Raw genomic sequence first — 20,672 nt, forward strand, 5'->3', positions numbered from 1 at the left:
AATGCAACTAGATAAAAATAAACATAAAATGCAAAAATCGCCCTTGGGTGGGCGTACATCAGCAATATAGCTATAGCTTGATAAGAGTTATAGCTATATATTATAATGTAAAGGAAATTATGTTCAAAAAAAGTATTACAAATAAGTTGGAAAAATACGTTAAAAGGTATTTTGAAAAACACCCCAATATAAAATTAGTGGCCGTTGCTGGATCTGTAGGAAAAACAAGCACCAAGTTAGCGGTAGCAACAGTCCTTAGTGAAAGATATAAAGTTAGGTTGCATGAGGGTAACCATAATACACACCTTTCCGCACCCCTAGCTATTTTAGGTATTAATTATCCAGGTAATCCACGCAGCTTTTGGCAGTGGCATAGAGTATTTAAAGCAGCTAGAAGAAGAATTAATTCATCTTCAGCTGAAGAGCCTGAAGTGATAATTCAGGAATTAGGAACAGACCATCCTGGGGATATTGCAAAATTTGGTGAATATTTATTGCCAGATATTGCATTAGTTACTGCTATAACTCCTGAGCATATGGAATTTTTCGGTAGTATTGAAGCAGTTGCTGATGAAGAATTAGAGGTCGTTAAATTTGCTAAATCATCATTGATTAACATTAATGATGTTAGATTGGAATTTACCGAGAAAGTTAAAAATTATATTACAAACTATTATGGCACTGGTGGTAATAATCAATATGAATTTATCCCTCACGATTTTAATATTAATGTTGGTTATATTGGTGAAGTTAAATCATTAGAGCTAGGTTCGTTTCCTGCTAATGTTAAGGTATTTGGAGAGCATTCCTTACGCCCTATAGCAGGTGCTATTGCTGTAGCCTCTAAAATGGGACTAACTGCCAATGAGATAGTGAGTGGTCTTTCTAAAATTAGCCCAGTAAGTGGTAGAATGAATATATTAGCTGGAGTAGATGAGAGTGTATTAATTGATGATACTTATAATGCTAGCCCAGCAGCCGTAGAAGCTTCTTTAAATACTTTTTACAAGATTAATGCTCCATCTAGAATCTTAGTTCTTGGCAGTATGAATGAGCTTGGTGAATTATCGGCTGCCGAACATCAAAAAATTGGATTATTATGTGATGGATCCTTAACGGATTGGGTTGTTACTGTGGGTGATGATGCCTCTAAGTATATAGCTCCTATAGCTAGACAAAGGGGTTGTCAGGTACATGAAGCTAAAAATGCTATTGATGCTGGAATTTTTGTGCGTAGCAATATGCAAAAAGGGGCATTAATATTATGTAAGGGCTCACAAGGTAATGTATATCTAGAGGAAACAGTCAAAATACTTTTAAAAGATCAATCGGATGCTGAAAAATTAGTAAGACAAGATAAAAATTGGCAAACTATAAAGAGGGAATTTTTTGAAAGTTTTACCAATATTGAAGATGACGAGGTTTAAATAGTGGAAATTATACCTATAGTTAATGAAAATGATCAACAGATAGGGTCTATAGATAAGGCTAAATTTGATAAAACTAAAGGAGATATATATCGCACAGTAGCGGTAATTCTAGTTGATTCGTCTAATGGCTTAGTGTTGATTCAGCGTAGATCTGCCTTTAAAGAAACATATGCTAATAAGTGGCAGTTTTCTTCAGCTGCTGGACACGTCCAAGTTGGTGAAACTTATGAACAAGCTGCAGCAAGAGAGACTGAGGAAGAATTAGGTATAAAAATAAAAGAGGATAAGTTAGTATTTATTGATAAAATTTTTATTACCACAAATAAAAATAAAAGAAGGTTTATGTCAGTTTTTTCTTATGATATTGATTTAAGCAATGTTAATATTAAGATCATGCCTAAAGAAGTTGGAGAGGCTAAAATAATTAGCAAAAAAGAGCTAATAGAAATGGTGGAATTGGAATCTAGTAGCTTCATGGATGATAAAAAGCTAATAAAACAAATCATCTATAAAATATTTAAATAAAAAAGTTACTTGAAAAAAAACATAAATTAATATATAATTTCTAGCACGTGGCTCTTTAGCTCAGTTGGTAGAGCAGAGGCCTGAAGAGCCTTGTGTCCCCAGTTCAAGTCTGGGAGGAGCCACCAATTAGTTTATTTAAAATAGTTCCAATGGGAGCTATTTTTTTATTTTATATTTATTTAACTTGTGTTAGTTTGAAAAAGTAAAGCTGTAATGTTATCATATTTTTATGAAAATCAATACAAAACCATTGCCAGGTATGATGGAATTATTACCTGAAGAACAGATTGAATTTAATAGAATACTTAATGTTATAAAAAAACATCATTCACAATTTGGTTTTGTTAGTATAGATACCCCTATTATTGAACGTACTGAGACATTGTTAGCTAAAGCTGGCGGGGAAACAGAAAAACAAATATACCGATTCAAAAAAGGTGATAACGACCTTAGCTTAAGGTTTGATTTAACTGTCCCTACGGCACGCTATACAGCCAATAATTTAGGACAGTTGCTTTTTCCGTTTAAAAGAAGTCAAATAGGTAAAGTTTACAGAGGGGAACGGGCACAACGAGGACGATTTAGGGAATTTTATCAATGTGATATTGATATTATTTGTAAGGAAAAAATGTCTGTAAATTATGATGCTGAAGTTATAGCTGTTATTTACAGTATATTTAAGGAATTATCTTTTGGTGATTTTACCTTACGTATTAGTAATAGGAATTTAATAAGTGGAATAATCAGTGGTCTAAAACTTGGTGATAAAGCAGATGAAATAATGGCTTTAATAGATAGAGCTGAAAAAATTACCCCAACTGAATTTGAGGATCAGGCAAATAATTTAGAATTAGGTGATAAAATAGAAATCATCAAAAAATTCATAAATTGCCGAGGTGATATTGATAACGTATTAATAAAGCTTAAAGATATAGCCAATATTATAAATAATGAACAGTTCCTATTAGGTATAAATGAGCTAGAGGCTTTAGGATCTACATTATTGAATATGGGGGTTGATGCAAAAAATATTTGTTTTGATATGTTGATAGTCAGAGGGTTAGATTATTATACTGGTACCGTTTTTGAAACAAGCTTAAATGATTTTAAGCAGATAGGTTCTATAGCTAGTGGTGGTAGATACGATAATCTATGTGGATATTATAGTAAAGAAAAATTAATGGGCGTGGGTGCTTCAATTGGTCTTACTCGTCTTTTCTGGACACTAAGAGAGTTAGGACTATTGAATTTCAATAGTAAAACTACTGCAAAATATTTAATTATGCCAATGGGGAAGAAGGAGCTTATTAAAGCATATTCTATTGCTTCGGAAATTAGACGCAAAGGAAAGAATGTGGAAGTATTATTAGAGCCGGTTAACGCTAAAAAAGCTTTCAAAATTGCAGACAAAAAAGGAGTTGAATTTGCAATGTTAATTGGTGAGAAAGAACTTCAAGATAGCATATTTAAATTTAAGAATATGTCAACAGGTGAGTATGTTGACATGGCAGATATTTAATTACGTTTATGCTCTTTGAACTTTTAAAATGTATATGATATAATTTTAGTATTGTATCATATTAACTGGCGCCTTGGCGGAGTGGTTACGCAGCGGTCTGCAAAACCGTGTACACCGGTTCAAATCCGGTAGGTGCCTCCAAAGTATAAAAATGAAGGATAAAATATGGAAAATAATGAAGTAAAGAATCTAACTCCAATACGGAAAGATAAAACAGGCAATATAGTACAAATAGCTAGAGAGCCTCGTAAATACAGCAAAACAGTTTTAGCTATACGCTCAGTTTGTTTTTGGATTATGCTTATTACAGTAGTAGTTCTACTTGCTATAGCAGTAACTGCTATTTGGATTGAAGCTGGTGAAACTGTAGCAAAGTCTATATCTACTGCTCTTGTTGTTTTGGCTGGTACTGGTTTTGTAGCATTGATTGCTCCAATTTTAGATAAAACTGAGGAATAAAAAAGTAAAAAACGCACCTTGATTTTATTTAACAAGGTGCGTATAATAATAAGTACGCGCGAGTGGCGGAATTGGTAGACGCGAGGGACTTAAAATCCCTTGACCTAAACAGTCGTGCGGGTTCGATTCCCGCCTTGCGCACCAAATAATTTTTTTATAAGGAGAATTTGAAAAAATGCCAGCATGGTTAATAGCTATAATAATTATTGCAGGTCTACTATTGTTTGTGGGCGTATATGTATTAACTGTTTATAATGGTTTGGTGCATCTAAATGAAAGAGTTAATGAGGCATGGAGCGACATTGAAGTTCAATTAAAATACCGTGCAGATTTAATTCCTAATGTAGTTTCTACTGTTAAAGGTTATGCCGAACATGAAAGTGAGGTATTCGCTAATGTATCTGACGCTCGATCTAGAATGCTAAGTGCTGGAAATAATGTTAAACAAGCCGCAGAAGCTGAAGGTGAATTAAGCCAAGCTCTAGGTAGATTAATGATGTTAAGTGAATCTTACCCAGAGTTAAAAGCTAATGAAAATTTTGCCACCCTACAAAGACAATTGCAAGAGATTGAAGATAAAATTCAAGGTGCAAGAAGGTTTTATAATGGTGGAGCACGTGATTTGAATGTAAAAATTAAAACTTTCCCAACTAATATTTTTGCACGTAAATTAGGTTTTGAAAAACGTGATTATTTCGAAGTTCAAGATCGTACAGCAGTTGAAAACGCTCCAGAAGTTAAATTCTAAATTATTTAGCATTAAATATATAAATTTATAAATTTAAATTTTTCGTAAGGGCTTATAATCTTATATGTACAGTTCAATTTCTAAAAATAAACGCAATACAGTAATTATTTTTACAGTATTTATAGCAATTATTTCAGGAATTGGACTGTTTTTTGCGTGGGAATTTAAAGAATTATCTATATTTTGGATAACTTTAGTAGTAACACTAGTTTATGCATTAATTGATTATGTTGTTGCTACTAAAATGGTAATTAAGATGGCTGGAGCTACTGAAATTTCTAGATCTATGGCTCCAGAACTATACGCTGCTGTGGACACTATAACTGTGACTGCAGGTTTACCAATGCCTAAAGTTTATATTATTAACGATAATGCTCCTAATGCCTTTGCTGCTGGAACTAAGCCTGAAAACGCAATTATTTGTGTTACTACTGGGCTATTAGAAATTATGGATAAGGCTGAACTAGAAGGTGTTATTGCCCATGAAGTTGGACATATTAAGAATTATGATATTAGAGTATCTATGGCTGCAGTAGCTTTAACTGCTGCTATAGGGTTTATAGCTGATATTATTTTACGCATTACATTTTATAGTAGCGACAAAGAAGAACGTAGCCCTGCTATGTTTGTAGGTGGGCTTGTGGCAGCTATAGTAGCGCCCATATTAGCTCTTATAGTAAGAATGGCGATATCTAGAGAGCGTGAATATTTAGCAGATGCTACGGCTGTGATGTTAACTAGATATCCAGATGGTTTAATATCTGCTTTAGATAAATTACAAAAATATGGAGCACCGATGCAAAAGCAAAATTCAACTACTGCTAGCCTTTATATTAATAATCCACTTAAAAAAAGTGTACTTAATTCTCTTTTCGCAACACACCCACCTATTGAAAAGAGGATTCAGCGATTAAAAGATAATAGTGCGAGGTTCTAATTTTCTTACTATGTTATTCAAGAAAAAGAAACTTAGCTCAAATAAAGAGCAGATAGGACTGTTATATTATTATTGGATTGTTGCCAGAATTTTTATTAGAAAAAATATTCTGCAAAGATGGAGAGATTATAAAAAAAGAAGACCACACCGTAGTTTTAGAATAAGTAGGAAAAGAGATTATGCAAGGCCTGTTGACCTTGGTGGCTATTGGAAATTCACTAAACAAATTTTTTCCATTATCCTAAATCATAAAAAGGCCTTTGCCTATTTAGTTGGAACTATTGTATTTTTTAATATTTTTCTAATAGGAATACTAGATCAGAATTTTATTAATAGTTTACAGACAGTAATATCTACTACTGGTGATGGTAAATTGTTTAGTGGGGGATGGGGCGAAATAGGTAAGGCTGGTTTAATAGTTTTCTCTACTTTTTCCACAGGAGGTTTAGTCCAATCGCCAAACCCTTCTCAACAATTAACAATGTTTATGATAGTTTTATTTACATGGCTTGCAGTAGTGCAAATGTGTAGGGATATTTTTGCTGGTAGGAAAAAAATTAGTGCAAAAGATGCTTTATACTCTTGTGGTGGACCAATTATACCACTAGCAGTAATAGTAATAGTAATAGTAGTACAGGCTATACCATTATTTTTAGCTACTATTATTGCTAGTGCAGCTAAAACAACTAGTTTTCTGGCAGGTAGCGGTGTTGAACAAATGGTGTTTATGGGGGCTATAGGGTTATTAGCGACTATTTCGGCGTATTGGATTATGGGATCTATATTTGCTATGATTATGTGTACTAATCCAGGAATTTATCCTTTTCAAGCATTAAAGATATCTGGCGATATGATATCTCAGCGTAGAATGATGATATTTAAACGAGTATTTTGGGCTTTATTCATAATTGCATTAATATGGGCAATAATAGTGATACCTATAATTATTATTGCAGGAAAATTGAATGGCGTTATGGAATGGTTTAAATATATTCCTATAATTCAGGGTTCTATGCTAGTAGTTACAGCTTTCTCAATTGTATTTTTTGGTGTTTATGTTTATACTTTATATCGTAAAATAATTGATTATGACAGAAAATTATAAAGATCGATATAAATATTTAGTACAAATTTTAAATCAGTACTCTTTTGAATACCATACATTAGATAAACCAAGTGTTTCTGATGCTATTTACGACTCTCTTTTTAGTGAGCTTAAAAAAATAGAAGAGAAAAATCCTGAAATAATTTCACCGAATTCTCCATCTAGGCGTGTGGGCAATGCTATTAGTGGCGGATTCAATAAGGTTGCTCATAGTTCAAGAATGCTTAGTTTGAACGATGTTTTTAACTATAGTGAAGTTACACAATGGTTTGAGAGAATTTTAAAAATAAATAAATCTATTGAGCCAGTTTTTTTTGCTGATATTAAAATGGATGGACTTGCTTGTTCTTTAATATATCAAGACGGAGAATTCCAACAGGCAGTCACAAGAGGTGACTCGTTTATTGGCGAAGATGTTACTAGTAATGTACGAACTATTAAAAACATACCTTTCTTTTTTAATGATAATGAATATAGTTTTTTGAAATCTGGAAGAACTGAAATAAGAGGTGAAATAGTTATATTAAAAAAAGATTTTGAAAAAATTAATGATAGTAGATTATTACAGGGTGAAACACCTTTCGCCAACCCACGTAATTTAGCTGCAGGAACTATTCGACAGCTTGATCCAAAAATAGCCTCAAAGAGGCCATTAAGATTCATCGCTTATGATATTTTAAGAGAAAATAAAGATGAAATTAGAACGAATGAGGTAGCGTACAATATGTTAACGTCTATAGGTTTTGAACGTAACAGGCAAGCTTCTAAAATTAGTTCTGTTAAAGAGGTTGTAGATTTTATTGAATACTGGTCAGAAAGACGTAAAGAATTAGATTTTAATACGGACGGCCTTGTAGTAAAAATTAATGATAGAAATATTTTTGATAACCTTGGAATTGTAGGTAAGCAACCAAGAGGAGCCATAGCATTTAAATATGCGCCAGAAGAAGCTACTGCTGTAGTTGAGGATATAATAATATCTATTGGTAGAACTGGAGCTACAACACCAGTTGCTGTTTTTGAGCCAGTGCAATTAGCTGGAACTACCGTCAAACATGCTAGCCTACATAACAGTGATGAAATTGATAGGTTAGACGTAAGAATAGGTGATACTGTTGTAGTTTATAAAGCTGGAGATATTATTCCAAAAATATCAAAAGTATTATTTGAATTTAGAAATGGGAAAGAAAAAAAGTTTAATTTTGAAGAGGAATTAAAAAATAAATTCCCTAACGAAGAGTTTTATCGCCCCAAAGGTGAAGTTGTTTATAGACTAAAAAATAGTGATTCTTCAATTCTATTGAAAAAAAATATTATATTTTATGCATCTAAATCAGGATTGGATATTGAAGGGCTTGGCGAAAAGAATGTGAATGCATTAGTTGATAGTGGCCTTGTTAAAGAATTAAGTGATATTTACGACTTAAAAAAAGAAGAGATATTAAAATTAGAAAGATTTGGTGAAATATCAGCTAACAATTTAATAAATGCAATAGAAAAGTCTAAAAATCCTACCCTGGAAAGATTCTTAGCTTCTTTAGGTGTGCGATATATAGGTAATGAAACTGCTAAACTATTCGCAAAAGAATTTGAAACAATAGAAAAAATAAAAAAAGCTAGCTATGACGAGATTATTAATATAAAAGGTATTGGGGAAAAAGCTACGGAAAGTATATTGGCATGGTTTTCTGAACAGGAAAATATAGAATTATTAGAAAAGCTCGAACAATTAGGGGTGGTAGTGAAGAGTTTTTCTCAAGAAAATAAACAAGGTAGTTTAGCAGGTAAAAAAATAGTTATAACAGGAACTCTTAAAGATATTTCTAGAGAAGAATTTGCTAAACAAATAGTTGAGAATGGGGGAGAATTCCAAAAAACAATTACTAAAGATACGGATTATTTAGTGATTGGTGCTAAAGTAGGATCTTCAAAATTAGCTAAAGCACAAAAATATTCAGTTGCCATTATAGATGAGGATAAATTTCGAGCTAATTTTCTATAAAATAATTAGCTATCACAAATTATTTTATATAAGGCTATTCCGGTAGCCACCGATACATTAAAGCTTTCCTTTTGTCCAAACATTGGTATTTCTATGCTATAATCACATTCTTTTAATAGATTTTGTGTTATGCCATGAACCTCTTCACCTAGAAGTAAGGCTATTTTTTGATTTGGGTTAGTTTTTAATTTTGGCAATATTACAGAATTAGGGGTTTGTTCTAAGGCTATAATATCAAAGCCATCTTTTTTTAATTTATTAATAATTTCAGTAATATCTTGGATGGCTAAGAATGGAACAATTTTTTCTGCGCCTAAAGAAGTTTTTGCTATCTGTCGAGTGAGTTTATCTGCAATATGAGGCAATCTTTTATCGCCTTGAAAAGTAGGAAAAGGCGTATATCCTGAACAAAATATTTTTTTTACTCCTAAACCTTCACACGTACGAAAAATAGACCCTATATTATGGGTTGATCGTATATTGTGTGCTAAGACTACTACTTCTTTCATACCCTATAGTTTATCATAATTAATTGCTGTATTCTAAATTGAATACATAAAGTGATTATGTTAAAATTAGATTAATGGATGAGAATAAGATTCAACAACGTAGACGCGATCAAGAAGAAGCTGCTGCTGAAAAAAGAGCTGAAATTTTAGGATTAAATTATATAGATGCTCGTAGTTTTGAGGATACTTTCCCGCTTGCTAGGGATGTATTTACTATCGAACAAATGTATGCAGGTTTTTTGGCTCCTTTAGAAGTTGGGGATGAAGATTCTTATAAACCTTGGAGAGTGTTAATTACTAGTCAAACTCCCAGATCTGTAGTGCAAAAGTTAAGGAAAAAATATGCAGAGTCTGGTAAGGCCTTGGAAATATATCTTATATCTGATGTAGCCTGGAAAAAGATTATGTATCGCTACGATCCACCGAAGCAGATTATTTATGATGATATTGAGATTGCCGGAGAAGGGGATAGCGAGACTTTAAAGCAAGTTTCGCAAACTTTAGCTACTGTTGCCAGCGATCAAGTATTTGATTATCTTATAGATCAGGCAGATCGGTTAGGTGCCAGTGACATCCATATTGAAAACCAAAGGCAGGTAATAAGAATCCGTATGCGTGTAGACGGAGCTTTACACCCTGTTGCTGAGCTAGGTAGGGATAGGTACCGTGTTATTATGGGCGAGCTGTCATCTAGGGCTGGCGTTTCTAGTGCTGCTAAAAGTTCTCAATCTGGACATATCCAGAAAGATATTTATCGTGACGGCTCTTCACACCTATTAAATTTACGTGTTGAGACGGTGCCTACTATGTATGGTATGGATGCAGTTCTCCGTTTATTTAACTTTGATGAAAGTATGTTACAACTTGACTTATTAGGTATTGCACCAAAAGAGCGAGCAGAGATTGACGAAATTATTTCTCATCCTCGCGGAATGGTTTTAATGGTTGGTCCAACTGGTTCTGGTAAATCTACTACTCTATATTCAATGCTTAATGCTTTAAATACTTTAGATAAAAAAATAATTACACTGGAAGACCCTATTGAATACGGAATTGGTGGTATTTCACAAATCCCTATTGATACTACTGCTGGTCAATCTTTTGCCGATGGGTTAAGGTCTGTTCTTCGTCTTGACCCTGACGTAGTGATGGTCGGTGAGATCCGTGATAACGACACAGCTCGTACTGCCATTCAAGCTTCAATTACGGGTCACTTGGTGCTGTCTAGCTTCCACGCTAATTCAACCTCGGCAGCTTTCTCTCGTATGATTGACATGATCGGAATGAACCCTATATTCTCCAGTGCTATTAGGTTACTTATAGCGCAGCGATTAGTTCGTAAGCTAGATGAAAATAAAAAAGAATATAGGCCAGATGAGGCGACTAAAGCATGGGTAAGAAGGGTGCTGGATGGAGTTCCTAAAGATAAATTGCCTCAAGATATTACTGGTGATTTTAAATTATGGCGTCCAGTAGTTACGGCCGATAGCCCTTTTGGTTACAAGGGTCGTATGGTTGTCATGGAGATGATGGTAGTAAATGATAATATTGCCGCTTTCTTAAGAGGTGAGCGAGGAGCTATATCAACAGAAGCTATAGAAAAACAAGCTCGACAAGATGGACTATTAACATTAGTGCAACAGGGTGTTATAGCAGCTTTAAGAGGGGATACTACTTTAGAGGAAGTAAATAGGGTTATTTAGTCTTCACAATAAGTAAAAAGTATGATATAATAACACTTGATTGTTTATAATAAATTTAAAAGTGAGTAAAATATGAGTTTTGAGCTAATCAAAAAAGTAAATGACACACAGAAGAAAGACGCTGTTTTAGATGTAAAAAGCGGAGATACTGTACGTGTTCACCAAAAAATTAAAGAAGGTAATAAAGAGCGTATACAGATTTTTGAAGGTGTTGTTATTAGAACTGACCGTAAAAAATCACATACAGCTAGAATTACTGTAAGAAAGATTGCTAGTGGTGTAGGTGTAGAGAAATCATTCTTACTACATAGCCCATTAGTAGAAAAAATTGAAATAGTAAGACGAGCTAAAGTACGTCGCAACTATCTATCATTCTTAAGAAATAGAAGTGGTAAAAGCGCTCGTCTAAAACCAGTAGCTTTCGATCGTGAAGCTGTTAACACTTTAGCTAAAAAAGTTGTTTCAGAAGAAACAAAAGAAGAAGTAAAAGAAGAGGCTTAAGTCCTAAAAAACCACCATTTGACGGTGGTTTTTTAGTGTAAAATTTTATGTTAATATAAAATATATGTCTTATATTCTAGGAATTGATGAAGTTGGTAGGGGCGCATGGGCTGGCCCATTGGTTGTGGGTGCTTGTTTATTGAATGGTGCTATTATTGAGGGGCTTACTGACTCAAAGAAGTTAACAAAAAAGAAGAGAAAAGAGTTAGCCGAAAAAATTAAAGAAAGTAATGCTGTATTTGGTCTTGGCTGGGTTGATAATAAAGAATTGGATAGAGTGGGACTCAGCGAGTCTTTACGATTAGCTACTAAGAGAGCTGTGGGAGAAGTCCAAAAGAAATGTATAGACAAAAATATAGAAATTAAAGAGATAATTATTGATGGAAATGTTAATTTTTTAGCCGGTACTGATTTAGAGAATATAACATCAACACTTAAGAAAGCTGATTTATTAATAAAGAGTGTTTCTGCTGCTTCAATACTGGCAAAAGTAGCTAGAGATGAATATATGGAGAGTATTAGTAATAGTGAATATTCTTTTGTTGATCATGTTGGGTATGGTACTAAAAAACACCTTCAGTTAATAGAAGAAAAAGGGGTTAGCGAATATCATAGGTTAAGTTTTAAGCCTGTAGCTAAAATAAAAACTATATCTACTAGCAGTAGTAAATATATAGGAGATATAGCTGAAAATAAAGTAGCTAACTACCTTAAGAATATTAAGAGGCATAAAATTATAGCACGTAATTTTAAAACAAGGGAATGTGAAATTGATATAGTATCTATTTATAAGAAGAATATTTATTTTACAGAAGTTAAATATCGTAAAAATCAGCTATATGGAGGTGGAATTTCATCGCTAACAAAAAAGAAAATAGATCAGGTTAAATACTCTGCAACCATATTCTTAAATAGTCATAAAGAATATTTAGATTATGATATAAATTTTATAGGGGCAGTAGTTGAAGGTTCAGATTTTGAAATTAAACAAATTTTAGATATTAATTAGTTCTCGCAGGTGCTCAGTACCCTATTCATAGCTTCTTTTTCTGCTGCAGTAACCCATAAGGCGTATTTATATTTCACTTTAACTTGCCTTGATATATATTGACACTGAAATTTCTTATTTGGTGGAAGCCACTGAGAAGCATCACTATCACCCTTTTGCTTATTTTTAGCCCCATCTACAGCAAGTAGGTTTAATGGATCATTAGCTAGCTCTATTCTTTTTTCTAGTGATATTTTTTGAGCACCTTTTTGCCATGCATCAGATAAGGCTACTACGTGGTCTATTTGCACTGAGGAAGCGTCTTTATTTTTATCAAAATATTTCTCTTCATTAGTATATGGGTCTAATAATTTTCCAGTAATTATTTTGCAAGCTTTATCTTCTGTAGTATCTTTTAAGTCTCTTTTTAAGATTCTATTTCTTGTATTACATCCATTTTCATCTATTTGCCAGCCTTTGCCGAAATTCTCTCGCTTATAGTTAATCTTTGGGTCTTTATCCTTAACTTCTAGTTTATTTAATTCCTGAAATATTTCATTGTTAGTCGAGCTAATATTTCTAGTAGATATCCACATTTTTTCATGAGAAAAAATATAGGTGCAGGATAGTATAGCTAAAAAGATATAAAATACTATTTTCCGGTTAGTAAAATAATTTTGCTTTTTGCTCATGATTAAAATATAATAATAGTATATATGTTTTTAGTAACTAAAAAAAGTTCTTCTAGTGAAAAAGATGGTTTAAATAAGTCTTTTCAGAAAATAATAATGATTATATCTTTATCTGCAGGTATTGTTGCTGGTGTTTTTATTTTTAATAGTAATTATCAACAAATAGTAGATACTTTTAAGGCTAATTTTTATGAGCCTAGTAGTGAAATAAAAGAATTAGTTTCTAGTATAGAATTTAAAGATGACGCAAAAAAAGTATTTTTTGCTTCTAACCCACAAATAGAGAATAAAGATTCTTTTGCCAGTAAATGTATTAATAGGGCAGAAAAAACAGCAGTTTTAGGCTGTTATAAGGATAGTGAAATACATGTTTTAGATGTTAAAGACCCTCAATTAAACGGTATAAAAGAAGTTACGGCAGCGCATGAATTTCTGCATGCCATTTGGGCTAGAATGGACGATAATACTAGAAAAGATCTAGGCAAAAAATTAACTGAGGAGTACGAACGCATAAAAACTCCTAAATTTGAAGAATTAATGAAAAATTATAAAGAGACTGAGCCTGAGGAGATAGAGAATGAATTACACTCCTTGATAGGCACGCAAGAAGTAGAAATATCTGCAGATTTAGAAAAGCATTATGCCAAATTTTTCAATAATCGTAAAAAAATTGCTAATTTCTACAAGCAATATAATAGTAAGTTTACTAAACTTGAAAATGAAATTGAGAATCTGAATAATCAATTACCAAACCTAAAGAAAGAAATAGATGACAAAACAGCTCAATACAATAGTCAGCTAGAACAATTAGATAAAGATATACTTAATTTTAACCAAAGAGCTAATAATGGCAGTTTCAACAGTCAGCAACAGTTTGATAGAGAACGACATCAGCTAGCACTACGAAAGAATAAAATAGATTCTTATAATAAAGAAATAAATGAAAGTATAGATAGATTTAATGTAATGAGGCAAAGATTATTAGATATATCTATTCAAAATGAAAAACTATACGATAGTATAACTACTAACCTTAAAACATCTAATAAAATATAAAAAATGATTTTGTGTTAAAATAGTATTTGTGGCTAAGGTTAAAACTAAATTTATATGTCAAAACTGCAATACCTCATATCCTAAATGGGTAGGGAAGTGTGAAAATTGTGGCAGTTGGAATACTCTTGTCGAAGAGATCATTGAAGACAATAAAGGTAAAAATGCTATAGCTAAAAGCGAGGGGATGGGTAAAAGAATCATCTCCTATGGACTAGATGAAGTTATTTTAGGCGATAGCCAAGAACGAATTTCTACAGGTTTTGGCGAATTAGATTTAGTTTTAGGTGGAGGTATATTACCTGCAGGAGTTATTCTGATAGCTGGACAACCAGGAATAGGTAAATCTACCTTACTAATGCAAATATGCGGTTTTGCTTGTAAGAACCATAAAATATTATATATATCTGGTGAAGAGTCGGCTAGTCAAGTAGCGTTAAGATCTAAAAGGTTAGGTGTTTATAATACTGGATTGAAATTTGCAAGCTCAACATCTGCAGATGATATTGCTGAAACTATTAATACTGATAACTTTGATCTTGTTATTATAGATTCAATTCAAACTTTGGCTATGAAAGAAGTATCTAGTGCTTCAGGTACTGTATCGCAAATTACTAATTCTTCAAATCTTATTATGAACGCCGCTAAGAAAAATAATACAGCTGTTATTTTAGTTGGCCATATTACTAAAGAGGGATCTATTGCTGGTCCTAAAACACTAGAACACATGGTAGATGTAGTCCTTAACTTTGAGGGCGATAGATATGGAGGTTTTAAGGTAGTAAGAGCTGTTAAAAATAGGTATGGTTCAACCTCGGAAGCTGCTATTTTTGAAATGGATAATAATGGACTTAAAATTGTAAAAAATCCATCTCAAGCCCTACTTGCTGAAAGACAGAATACAGATGGGTCAATTATTATGGCTACGCTAGAGGGCGGTCGACCATTATTAGTAGAAGTGCAAGCTTTAGTAACTAAAAGTAGCTTTGGCTACCCTAAACGGACGGTAAGTGGTTTTGATTTAAATAGGTTAAATTTACTTGTTGCTGTATTAAATCAACGCACTAAATTAGATCTTAGCGATAAAGATATTTTTGTTAACGTGGTAGGAGGATTAAAATTAAATGACCATGCCTCCGATTTAGCTATTTGTATGGCTATAGCCTCTGCTGCTGCTGGTAGAAAACTAGATGACGGTGTTGTAGTTTTTGGCGAAGTTGGTTTAAGTGGGGAAATACGTATAGCTAAACAAACAGACAAAAGAGTGCAAGAAGCTAAAAAGTTAGGGTTTACTAAAGCAATAGCACCAGCCCATAAAGATAGTAAAGACCAGTTTATTAAGCCAGTAAAAGACTTAAGAGAAGCTTTAATTAAATACTTACAATAACAATTAAAAGAAAGGATTGTTCATGATGGTAGAAATATTTAATATTATTCTATCTATTATTATACTTTTTTTATGTATTACAAATAGACAAAAAACAAAAAAATCAGTGGAGATAAAAAATAATAAAATAGTTCTAATTGATACATCAATATTAATAGATGGCCGTTTTTTAGCTGTAGCTAAAACAGGTTTTATTAATTATTCTATAAGAATACCAAGAAGCGTAATAGGTGAATTGCAGTTACTAGCTGATGGGGGAGATGATGAGAAACGTACTAGAGCTAGATATGGGCTAGATATAGCCTACAGCTTGCAAGACCTAGAAAATTTAGACGTTAAATTATTGCAAGATTCTACTACTGCTAGTGAGGGTGTTGATAATAGATTGTTGCAACTAGCAAAAGAATATAATGGTACGATCATGACAGCTGACTATAACTTAAATAAAGTAGCTAAAGTTGAGGGCGTAGAAGTATTAAATATTAATGAACTAGTACAATCTGTTAGAGGAAGCTACTTACCTGGAGAAAAGCTAATGATAGAAATTATAGGTAATGGTAGTGAGAAAAAACAGGGTGTAGGACATTTACCGGATGGAACTATGGTGGTTGTAGAAAATGGAGAAAGTTTGATAGGATCTACTGTAGAGGTTGAATTTATTAGAACTTTGCAAACGGCTGCTGGTAAAATGATGTTTGCTAAGCTATCTGGCAAAAAAGAAAAAAGGATAGAAAAAAATAAAGTTAGTGGAAGAAAATTGCCTACTAAAATAGTTAAAAAAGATACTAAAAAGCCTATAAGTAGGAAAGCTGTAAAAAATACTAAAAAGAAAAAGAGCAAAAAGACGGCTGAAGATTCAATAATAGAATTAGCAAATAAGGACTAATAATCTTGATCTAACTACTTAAAATTGATAAAATTTAAAAAAAGAAAGGAAATAATAAAATGGCAGATTTTAATAAAATCTTAAATGCTGGAGATTATAAAAACGGTATTATTAATGTAGTAGTAGAAATTCCTACTGGATCTACTCATAAAATTGAATGGAATCGTGATTTAGCTGTAATGCAACTTGATAGGGTAGAGCCTAAAGCTTTTGCTAAGCCAACTAATTACGGATTCATTCCTCAAACTTTAGATGAAGATGGTGACGAACTTGATGTTCTACTTATTACTAACGACCCACTAACTACTGGAATATTCCTAGAAGCACGAATTTTGGGTGTTATGAAATTTGTTGATGATGGCGAAGTTGATGATAAAATTATAGCCGTACCAGCAGATGATAGAGATAATGGAAATGTATACAAGAGCTTAGCCGACTTACCAGAGCAACTTATCAGACAAATTGAATTCCATTTTAATCATTACAAAGATTTAAAAAAGGCTGGAACTACTAAAGTAGAAAAATTTGGTGATATTGAAGAAGCCAAAGAAGTTATTGCTGAATCTATTGAACGTTGGAACAATAAATAATTACAAAAAATATATAATAAAAAACCAAGCAATTAAATGCTTGGTTTTTAGTTTAGTCTATTTTTATTTATTCCAATCTAATCTAAAAAGAATTTCTTTAAGCAATTCGTCTCTACTTTTACGCTTATTTAGTAACGTATTAACAATTATCTTAAAGCTTTTCTTATTATTAATACCTTCCCACTTGTTGTGCCCAATAGAGTCATTAAATATGATAATAAAATCAATATTTTTATTCTCCAAAGCATTATTAATTGCGTTAATAGTTTGAGTTGGTCCTGCATCAATAACCGATTCAATATTGTCAAAGAATTGTTCAAAAGAGCGAATAGTACCTTTATTTTTATGAATACCTCCCGCAACTATCATAATATTTTGGCTTTGAAGGATCTCAATTTCTTCAGGTGTAAATTTTTTTGATAGTTTCTTAACTAAACTGTTGCTTTGCTTTTTGGGGCTGGTGTATTTAACTCTAGGTTTATGAATAATAGAGTTAAGAATACTAGCATTTAAAGGTGTTGAGGAAGTATCTGTTTTATTATCTTCGACAAATTTTCTTAATCTGTCGATATCCTCTTCTTGAGCTGGGGCGTATTTAGGTAAATCAGGTAAAGATTCCTTTTCTTCTTTAGGTTGCTTAGCCTTAGAGGTAATAATCCTGTCTTGTTCTAAAATATTCAATCGTTGATTGATACTATTGAAAAGTTGAGAAATAACACCTGGTGATAAATCTTCTACTTTTATGTCAAAAGGTGAGCTATTAACTTTTGCTAAAGTTGTCTCTTTTTTATCCTGAGTAGCAAGTAATGCTTCTCGTAAAAGATTATTTTCATCAACAAGAGATGAATTTTCTTTAGTTAGATATTGAACCTCACTTTCTTTTGCTACTAACTTCTCCCTAGTTTTATTAAGGTTTATAGATAGACTTCTTTTATCAGATTCTAGTTTTTCCTTAAACTTTACATCTATTGTGTTGTTAGCTGAAGTTTTTGCTTCTAATTCTAGATCTTCCTTATCTTTTAGTAATTTAGTTACTTGGTCCTCTAAATTACTAATAGTATCGTCCTTATCACTTAGATCCTTTTTATTTTGGGTAATATCTTCTGAGAGGGTAGATATTTGATTGCGAAGTAAATTAAGATTATTCTTTTGATCTGATTTACTTTTTCTTTTCCTTTCGTCAAATGAATCTAAAGCTTTTTGTTGCTTTTTAACTAATTCTATTAGTTCCTCTTTAGAGTAGTCAATTAAAGGCTTATTTTTTACTTTTCTACTCTTTTTTGTCCTCTGAACTTTTTTGGCAGGATCTTTTTTAGCCTGTTTTTTTATAGGCTTAGTATTAATCCTTGTTAAGACAATTCTTAAGCGAATTGCTAATGAATTATTAATAGTCTTGCCAAGTTCTACGCAGTCGACTAGGGCTTGATAGTCATTTTCTGACAACCCTGCATTTAGCAGTTCGTCTTTCTCTATGGAAAGAACCTTCTGATACTCGAGCATTTTATTGCTCTTAGGGATCTTACTGAGCTCAGGCTCGGTAAAGTAAATTGATCTGGACATTCTCTTTGTCCTCCTTTTAAGAAAATTTCAATAGACTAAACTTAATTATTAAAGTACTAATCTATTGATTGATACTATATAATAACATCTTTTTCTATATTAGTCAATATTTAAAAGGTTTACTTTTTTCTAGTTATACTCTAAAATCTATATATGGAAAAGAGCGAATTGTTAAAAATTGCTAAAAAGCATTATGAAATAGATGAAGTAGTTAGACTTGAAGAGGCTATAGATTATGCAACAATAAAGCATGATGGTCAATTTCGTAAATCTGGTGAAAAATATATAACTCATCCGCTTAGAGTTGCTGGAATCTTGATAAAATGGGGAATGGATATAGATTCCGTAATAGCAGGAGTATTACACGATGTCGTAGAGGATACGGAAACACCTTTAGAAGATATCGAGGAAAAGTTTGGTAAGAATGTCGCCTTTTTAGTGGATGGCGTAACAAAAGTTGGTAGGGCTAGAAGTGGAATGGATAATTTAGAAGCATACTTACCGCAAACTAAAGATAATTTATCTAAATTGTTAATAGCAGTTGGGCAAGATATTCGTGTAATAATTATAAAACTTGCAGATAGACTTCATAATGTGCAGACTTTAGAGTATATGCCCCCAGAAAAACAGAAAAAAATAGCTAGAGAAAGCTTAGATGTTTTTGCGCGCATCGCTGATAGGCTTGGTATGGGGCGAGTAAGGATGGAGATAGAAGAAATAGCTTTCTCATATCTTAGACCTAAAGAATATAATAGGTTAAAAAATGAAATGAGAAAACGGCTAGGGAAATCAACTAGGAAACTTGGCCGTGTTCGTGAAGATGTAGAAAACCAACTTAAAAAAGCAGGTATAGACTTTAAGATATCTGGAAGAGTAAAGAGTATTTATTCTTTGCATAAAAAATTGCAAAAAGCTGGAGAAATCGATCAAGTATACGATTTAATGGCTTTACGTATCATTGTCAAAAATAAGGAAGATTGCTACCGTGTTTTAGGTGTTCTTCATACTATGTATAAGCCAATGATTGAACGTATTAAGGACTATATTTCAATGCCAAAACCTAATGGGTATCAATCATTACATACAACTGTTATTACGCCAAGTAAATTGATTGCTGAATTTCAGATACGTACTGAAGATATGCATGAATTTGCCGAGAGAGGTTTGGCTGCTAGCTTCCATTACCATGAACAAAAATCATCTAAAAATTATATATCAGGAGCTACCTCTATTCAGAGAGGTCTACCTGACCAAGAAATAAAGGGTAATGGAGGATTAACTAATGAACTCCAGTGGGTCGTACAAATGCAAGATGTAGCACAACGGCTACGTGATGGGGAAGAAATTTCCAGTGATCAATTACAAGTAGATATTTTTGGTGATAGGATTTTTGTATATTCACCAAAAGGTGATATATATAACTTGCCAGAGGGTGCTTTACCATTGGATTATGCCTATATGGTTCATTCAGATATAGGAAAACATGCTTATGCTTTTAGAGTTAATGAAAAGATACATGCTTTTGATAAACCTTTACAAGAGGGGGATGTGGTTGAGGTGTTGACTCGTAAAAACCAAGAGCCAAAGGCTGATTGGCTTGATTTAGTCACAACTTCTCATGCTAGAATAAAATTACGGTCACAGCTTAAGCGTAAAGGAATTATAGAACCTACTTCAAACGCTACAGCCATACAAGCACGGAAACAGGCAGAAAAAAAGAAAATTTAAAAAGACTACTCACTATAAGTAGTCTTTTTAAATTGATTAATTTTATTTTTCGCAAAATTCTCGTTTTCCTTCTAGACGCAATGTTATTACTTTGTTTAGAGTTTTCTGTCTGCAGCGTTCTTATATCTTCATATAAACCTTGTGCATATCAAAAAAGAAATAGATAAAGAATAATATAAATATATTAAATATGATTATAATTAGAACAATATTATTCTTTTGGCAGCATTTTTTCTTCGTAATATTATTATTCCGTGTATTAAAATAATAAGCATAAGAATAATTAATGTGTAAATAGACTTTTTAAAAAGTTTATGCTAAAATGAGAACAGGAATTTTTGTAAATAAAA

The 20,672-nt window shown here is 32.5% G+C and carries 18 protein-coding genes, 3 tRNA genes and 1 pseudogene; 19 read left to right on the plus strand and 3 right to left on the minus strand.

All coding sequences use genetic code 11. From position 1 onward, the window contains the following. Positions 1 to 119 precede the first annotated feature (119 nt). From G6CMJM_RS01210 to ligA, 11 genes are all read left to right on the plus strand, one after another. On the plus strand, positions 120 to 1,427 hold the full coding sequence (locus G6CMJM_RS01210) for a Mur ligase family protein (protein ID WP_129718666.1): 1,308 nt from the start codon (positions 120 to 122) through the stop codon (positions 1,425 to 1,427). A 3-nt stretch (positions 1,428 to 1,430) separates the two neighbouring features. Continuing rightward, complete coding sequence (locus G6CMJM_RS01215) at positions 1,431 to 1,955, plus strand: NUDIX hydrolase (protein WP_165302657.1); 525 nt, start codon at positions 1,431 to 1,433, stop codon at positions 1,953 to 1,955. A 49-nt stretch (positions 1,956 to 2,004) separates the two neighbouring features. Next, a tRNA-Phe gene (locus G6CMJM_RS01220) sits at positions 2,005 to 2,080 on the plus strand. Between the two features lie 104 nt (positions 2,081 to 2,184). Next, entirely contained in the window at positions 2,185 to 3,474 is a 1,290-nt protein-coding gene (gene hisS, locus G6CMJM_RS01225; protein WP_129718668.1) for a histidine--tRNA ligase, read from the plus strand. 67 nt (positions 3,475 to 3,541) lie between these two features. Beyond that, a tRNA-Cys gene (locus tag G6CMJM_RS01230) sits at positions 3,542 to 3,615 on the plus strand. Positions 3,616 to 3,639: 24 nt separating this feature from the next. Beyond that, on the plus strand, positions 3,640 to 3,933 hold the full coding sequence (locus G6CMJM_RS01235) for a hypothetical protein (protein ID WP_129718669.1): 294 nt from the start codon (positions 3,640 to 3,642) through the stop codon (positions 3,931 to 3,933). Positions 3,934 to 3,989: 56 nt separating this feature from the next. Next, positions 3,990 to 4,077: transfer RNA gene (locus tag G6CMJM_RS01240), tRNA-Leu, on the plus strand. Positions 4,078 to 4,108: 31 nt separating this feature from the next. Then, positions 4,109 to 4,681 carry a LemA family protein gene (locus G6CMJM_RS01245; protein WP_129718670.1) on the plus strand — a complete coding sequence of 191 codons (573 nt, stop codon included), beginning with the start codon at positions 4,109 to 4,111 and terminating at the stop codon, positions 4,679 to 4,681. 64 nt (positions 4,682 to 4,745) lie between these two features. Then, positions 4,746 to 5,618 (plus strand): M48 family metalloprotease, encoded by an 873-nt coding sequence (locus tag G6CMJM_RS01250; protein WP_129718671.1) that lies wholly within the window; start codon positions 4,746 to 4,748, stop codon positions 5,616 to 5,618. 10 nt (positions 5,619 to 5,628) lie between these two features. Next, positions 5,629 to 6,723: a hypothetical protein gene (locus G6CMJM_RS01255; RefSeq protein WP_129718672.1), complete on the plus strand. Its 1,095-nt coding sequence runs from the start codon at positions 5,629 to 5,631 to the stop codon at positions 6,721 to 6,723. After that, positions 6,707 to 8,725, plus strand: a complete 2,019-nt coding sequence (ligA, locus tag G6CMJM_RS01260) for an NAD-dependent DNA ligase LigA (protein WP_129718673.1) — start codon at positions 6,707 to 6,709, stop codon at positions 8,723 to 8,725. Before G6CMJM_RS01255 ends, ligA begins: the two co-directional genes overlap by 17 nt. A gap of 5 nt (positions 8,726 to 8,730) precedes the next feature. Here the strand turns inward: ligA and G6CMJM_RS01265 are convergent, their stop codons facing one another. Continuing rightward, on the minus strand, positions 8,731 to 9,234 hold the full coding sequence (locus G6CMJM_RS01265; protein ID WP_129718674.1) for a TrmH family RNA methyltransferase: 504 nt from the start codon (positions 9,232 to 9,234) through the stop codon (positions 8,731 to 8,733). 74 nt (positions 9,235 to 9,308) lie between these two features. On the opposite strand from G6CMJM_RS01265, the gene G6CMJM_RS01270 reads away from it, so the two are divergent. The 3 genes and pseudogenes from G6CMJM_RS01270 (at position 9,309) to G6CMJM_RS03190 (ending at position 12,447) form a co-directional block, all read left to right on the plus strand. Further along, positions 9,309 to 10,937 (plus strand): GspE/PulE family protein, encoded by a 1,629-nt coding sequence (locus tag G6CMJM_RS01270; protein WP_129718675.1) that lies wholly within the window; start codon positions 9,309 to 9,311, stop codon positions 10,935 to 10,937. Between the two features lie 72 nt (positions 10,938 to 11,009). Then, positions 11,010 to 11,348: pseudogene (rplS, locus tag G6CMJM_RS01275) on the plus strand (50S ribosomal protein L19); the annotation flags it as partial. A 154-nt stretch (positions 11,349 to 11,502) separates the two neighbouring features. Continuing rightward, the gene (locus G6CMJM_RS03190) at positions 11,503 to 12,447 is read left to right on the plus strand and encodes a ribonuclease HII (RefSeq protein WP_165302659.1); all 945 of its coding nucleotides are present in this window, start codon (positions 11,503 to 11,505) and stop codon (positions 12,445 to 12,447) included. Here the strand turns inward: G6CMJM_RS03190 and G6CMJM_RS01285 are convergent. Continuing rightward, positions 12,444 to 13,118, minus strand: a complete 675-nt coding sequence (locus G6CMJM_RS01285) for an HNH endonuclease family protein (protein ID WP_129718677.1) — start codon at positions 13,116 to 13,118, stop codon at positions 12,444 to 12,446. The genes G6CMJM_RS03190 and G6CMJM_RS01285 overlap by 4 nt on opposite strands. A 24-nt stretch (positions 13,119 to 13,142) precedes the next feature. Here G6CMJM_RS01285 and G6CMJM_RS01290 point away from each other — a divergent pair, with 24 nt between their 5' ends. The 4 genes from G6CMJM_RS01290 to G6CMJM_RS01305 are packed head-to-tail and all read left to right on the plus strand — an operon-like array spanning position 13,143 to position 17,034. Then, on the plus strand, positions 13,143 to 14,174 hold the full coding sequence (locus G6CMJM_RS01290) for a hypothetical protein (protein ID WP_129718678.1): 1,032 nt from the start codon (positions 13,143 to 13,145) through the stop codon (positions 14,172 to 14,174). 28 nt (positions 14,175 to 14,202) lie between these two features. Beyond that, the gene (gene radA / locus G6CMJM_RS01295) at positions 14,203 to 15,558 is read left to right on the plus strand and encodes a DNA repair protein RadA (protein ID WP_206660762.1); all 1,356 of its coding nucleotides are present in this window, start codon (positions 14,203 to 14,205) and stop codon (positions 15,556 to 15,558) included. 22 nt (positions 15,559 to 15,580) lie between these two features. Beyond that, entirely contained in the window at positions 15,581 to 16,444 is an 864-nt protein-coding gene (locus tag G6CMJM_RS01300) for a PIN/TRAM domain-containing protein (RefSeq protein WP_165302661.1), read from the plus strand. 59 nt (positions 16,445 to 16,503) lie between these two features. Beyond that, positions 16,504 to 17,034 (plus strand): inorganic diphosphatase, encoded by a 531-nt coding sequence (locus tag G6CMJM_RS01305; RefSeq protein ID WP_129718681.1) that lies wholly within the window; start codon positions 16,504 to 16,506, stop codon positions 17,032 to 17,034. Between the two features lie 63 nt (positions 17,035 to 17,097). Here the strand turns inward: G6CMJM_RS01305 and G6CMJM_RS01310 are convergent, their stop codons facing one another. Beyond that, positions 17,098 to 18,594, minus strand: coding sequence for a coiled-coil domain-containing protein (locus G6CMJM_RS01310; RefSeq protein ID WP_129718682.1), 1,497 nt, complete (start codon positions 18,592 to 18,594; stop codon positions 17,098 to 17,100). A 153-nt stretch (positions 18,595 to 18,747) separates the two neighbouring features. Between G6CMJM_RS01310 and G6CMJM_RS01315 the strand changes: the two genes are divergently transcribed. Further along, complete coding sequence (locus tag G6CMJM_RS01315; protein WP_129718683.1) at positions 18,748 to 20,322, plus strand: RelA/SpoT family protein; 1,575 nt, start codon at positions 18,748 to 18,750, stop codon at positions 20,320 to 20,322. Positions 20,323 to 20,672 lie beyond the last annotated feature (350 nt).

Source organism: Candidatus Nanogingivalis gingivitcus, assembly GCF_004151455.1.
Taxonomy (GTDB): domain Bacteria; phylum Patescibacteriota; class Saccharimonadia; order Saccharimonadales; family Saccharimonadaceae; genus Nanogingivalis; species Nanogingivalis gingivitcus.

Excerpts from the sequence above, each read along its gene's own strand:
- G6CMJM_RS01210 (WP_129718666.1), top strand. The coding sequence starts at position 120 with ATGTTCAAAAAAAGTATTACAAATAAGTTGGAAAAATACGTTAAAAGG.
- hisS (WP_129718668.1), top strand. The coding sequence starts at position 2,185 with ATGAAAATCAATACAAAACCATTGCCAGGTATGATGGAATTATTACCT.
- G6CMJM_RS01235 (WP_129718669.1), top strand. The coding sequence starts at position 3,640 with ATGGAAAATAATGAAGTAAAGAATCTAACTCCAATACGGAAAGATAAA.
- G6CMJM_RS01245 (WP_129718670.1), top strand. The coding sequence starts at position 4,109 with ATGCCAGCATGGTTAATAGCTATAATAATTATTGCAGGTCTACTATTG.
- G6CMJM_RS01250 (WP_129718671.1), top strand. The coding sequence starts at position 4,746 with ATGTACAGTTCAATTTCTAAAAATAAACGCAATACAGTAATTATTTTT.
- G6CMJM_RS01255 (WP_129718672.1), top strand. The coding sequence starts at position 5,629 with ATGTTATTCAAGAAAAAGAAACTTAGCTCAAATAAAGAGCAGATAGGA.
- ligA (WP_129718673.1), top strand. The coding sequence starts at position 6,707 with ATGACAGAAAATTATAAAGATCGATATAAATATTTAGTACAAATTTTA.
- G6CMJM_RS01265 (WP_129718674.1), bottom strand. The coding sequence starts at position 9,234 with ATGAAAGAAGTAGTAGTCTTAGCACACAATATACGATCAACCCATAAT.
- G6CMJM_RS01270 (WP_129718675.1), top strand. The coding sequence starts at position 9,309 with ATGGATGAGAATAAGATTCAACAACGTAGACGCGATCAAGAAGAAGCT.
- G6CMJM_RS03190 (WP_165302659.1), top strand. The coding sequence starts at position 11,503 with ATGTCTTATATTCTAGGAATTGATGAAGTTGGTAGGGGCGCATGGGCT.
- G6CMJM_RS01285 (WP_129718677.1), bottom strand. The coding sequence starts at position 13,118 with ATGAGCAAAAAGCAAAATTATTTTACTAACCGGAAAATAGTATTTTAT.
- G6CMJM_RS01290 (WP_129718678.1), top strand. The coding sequence starts at position 13,143 with ATGTTTTTAGTAACTAAAAAAAGTTCTTCTAGTGAAAAAGATGGTTTA.
- G6CMJM_RS01300 (WP_165302661.1), top strand. The coding sequence starts at position 15,581 with ATGATGGTAGAAATATTTAATATTATTCTATCTATTATTATACTTTTT.
- G6CMJM_RS01305 (WP_129718681.1), top strand. The coding sequence starts at position 16,504 with ATGGCAGATTTTAATAAAATCTTAAATGCTGGAGATTATAAAAACGGT.
- G6CMJM_RS01310 (WP_129718682.1), bottom strand. The coding sequence starts at position 18,594 with ATGTCCAGATCAATTTACTTTACCGAGCCTGAGCTCAGTAAGATCCCT.
- G6CMJM_RS01315 (WP_129718683.1), top strand. The coding sequence starts at position 18,748 with ATGGAAAAGAGCGAATTGTTAAAAATTGCTAAAAAGCATTATGAAATA.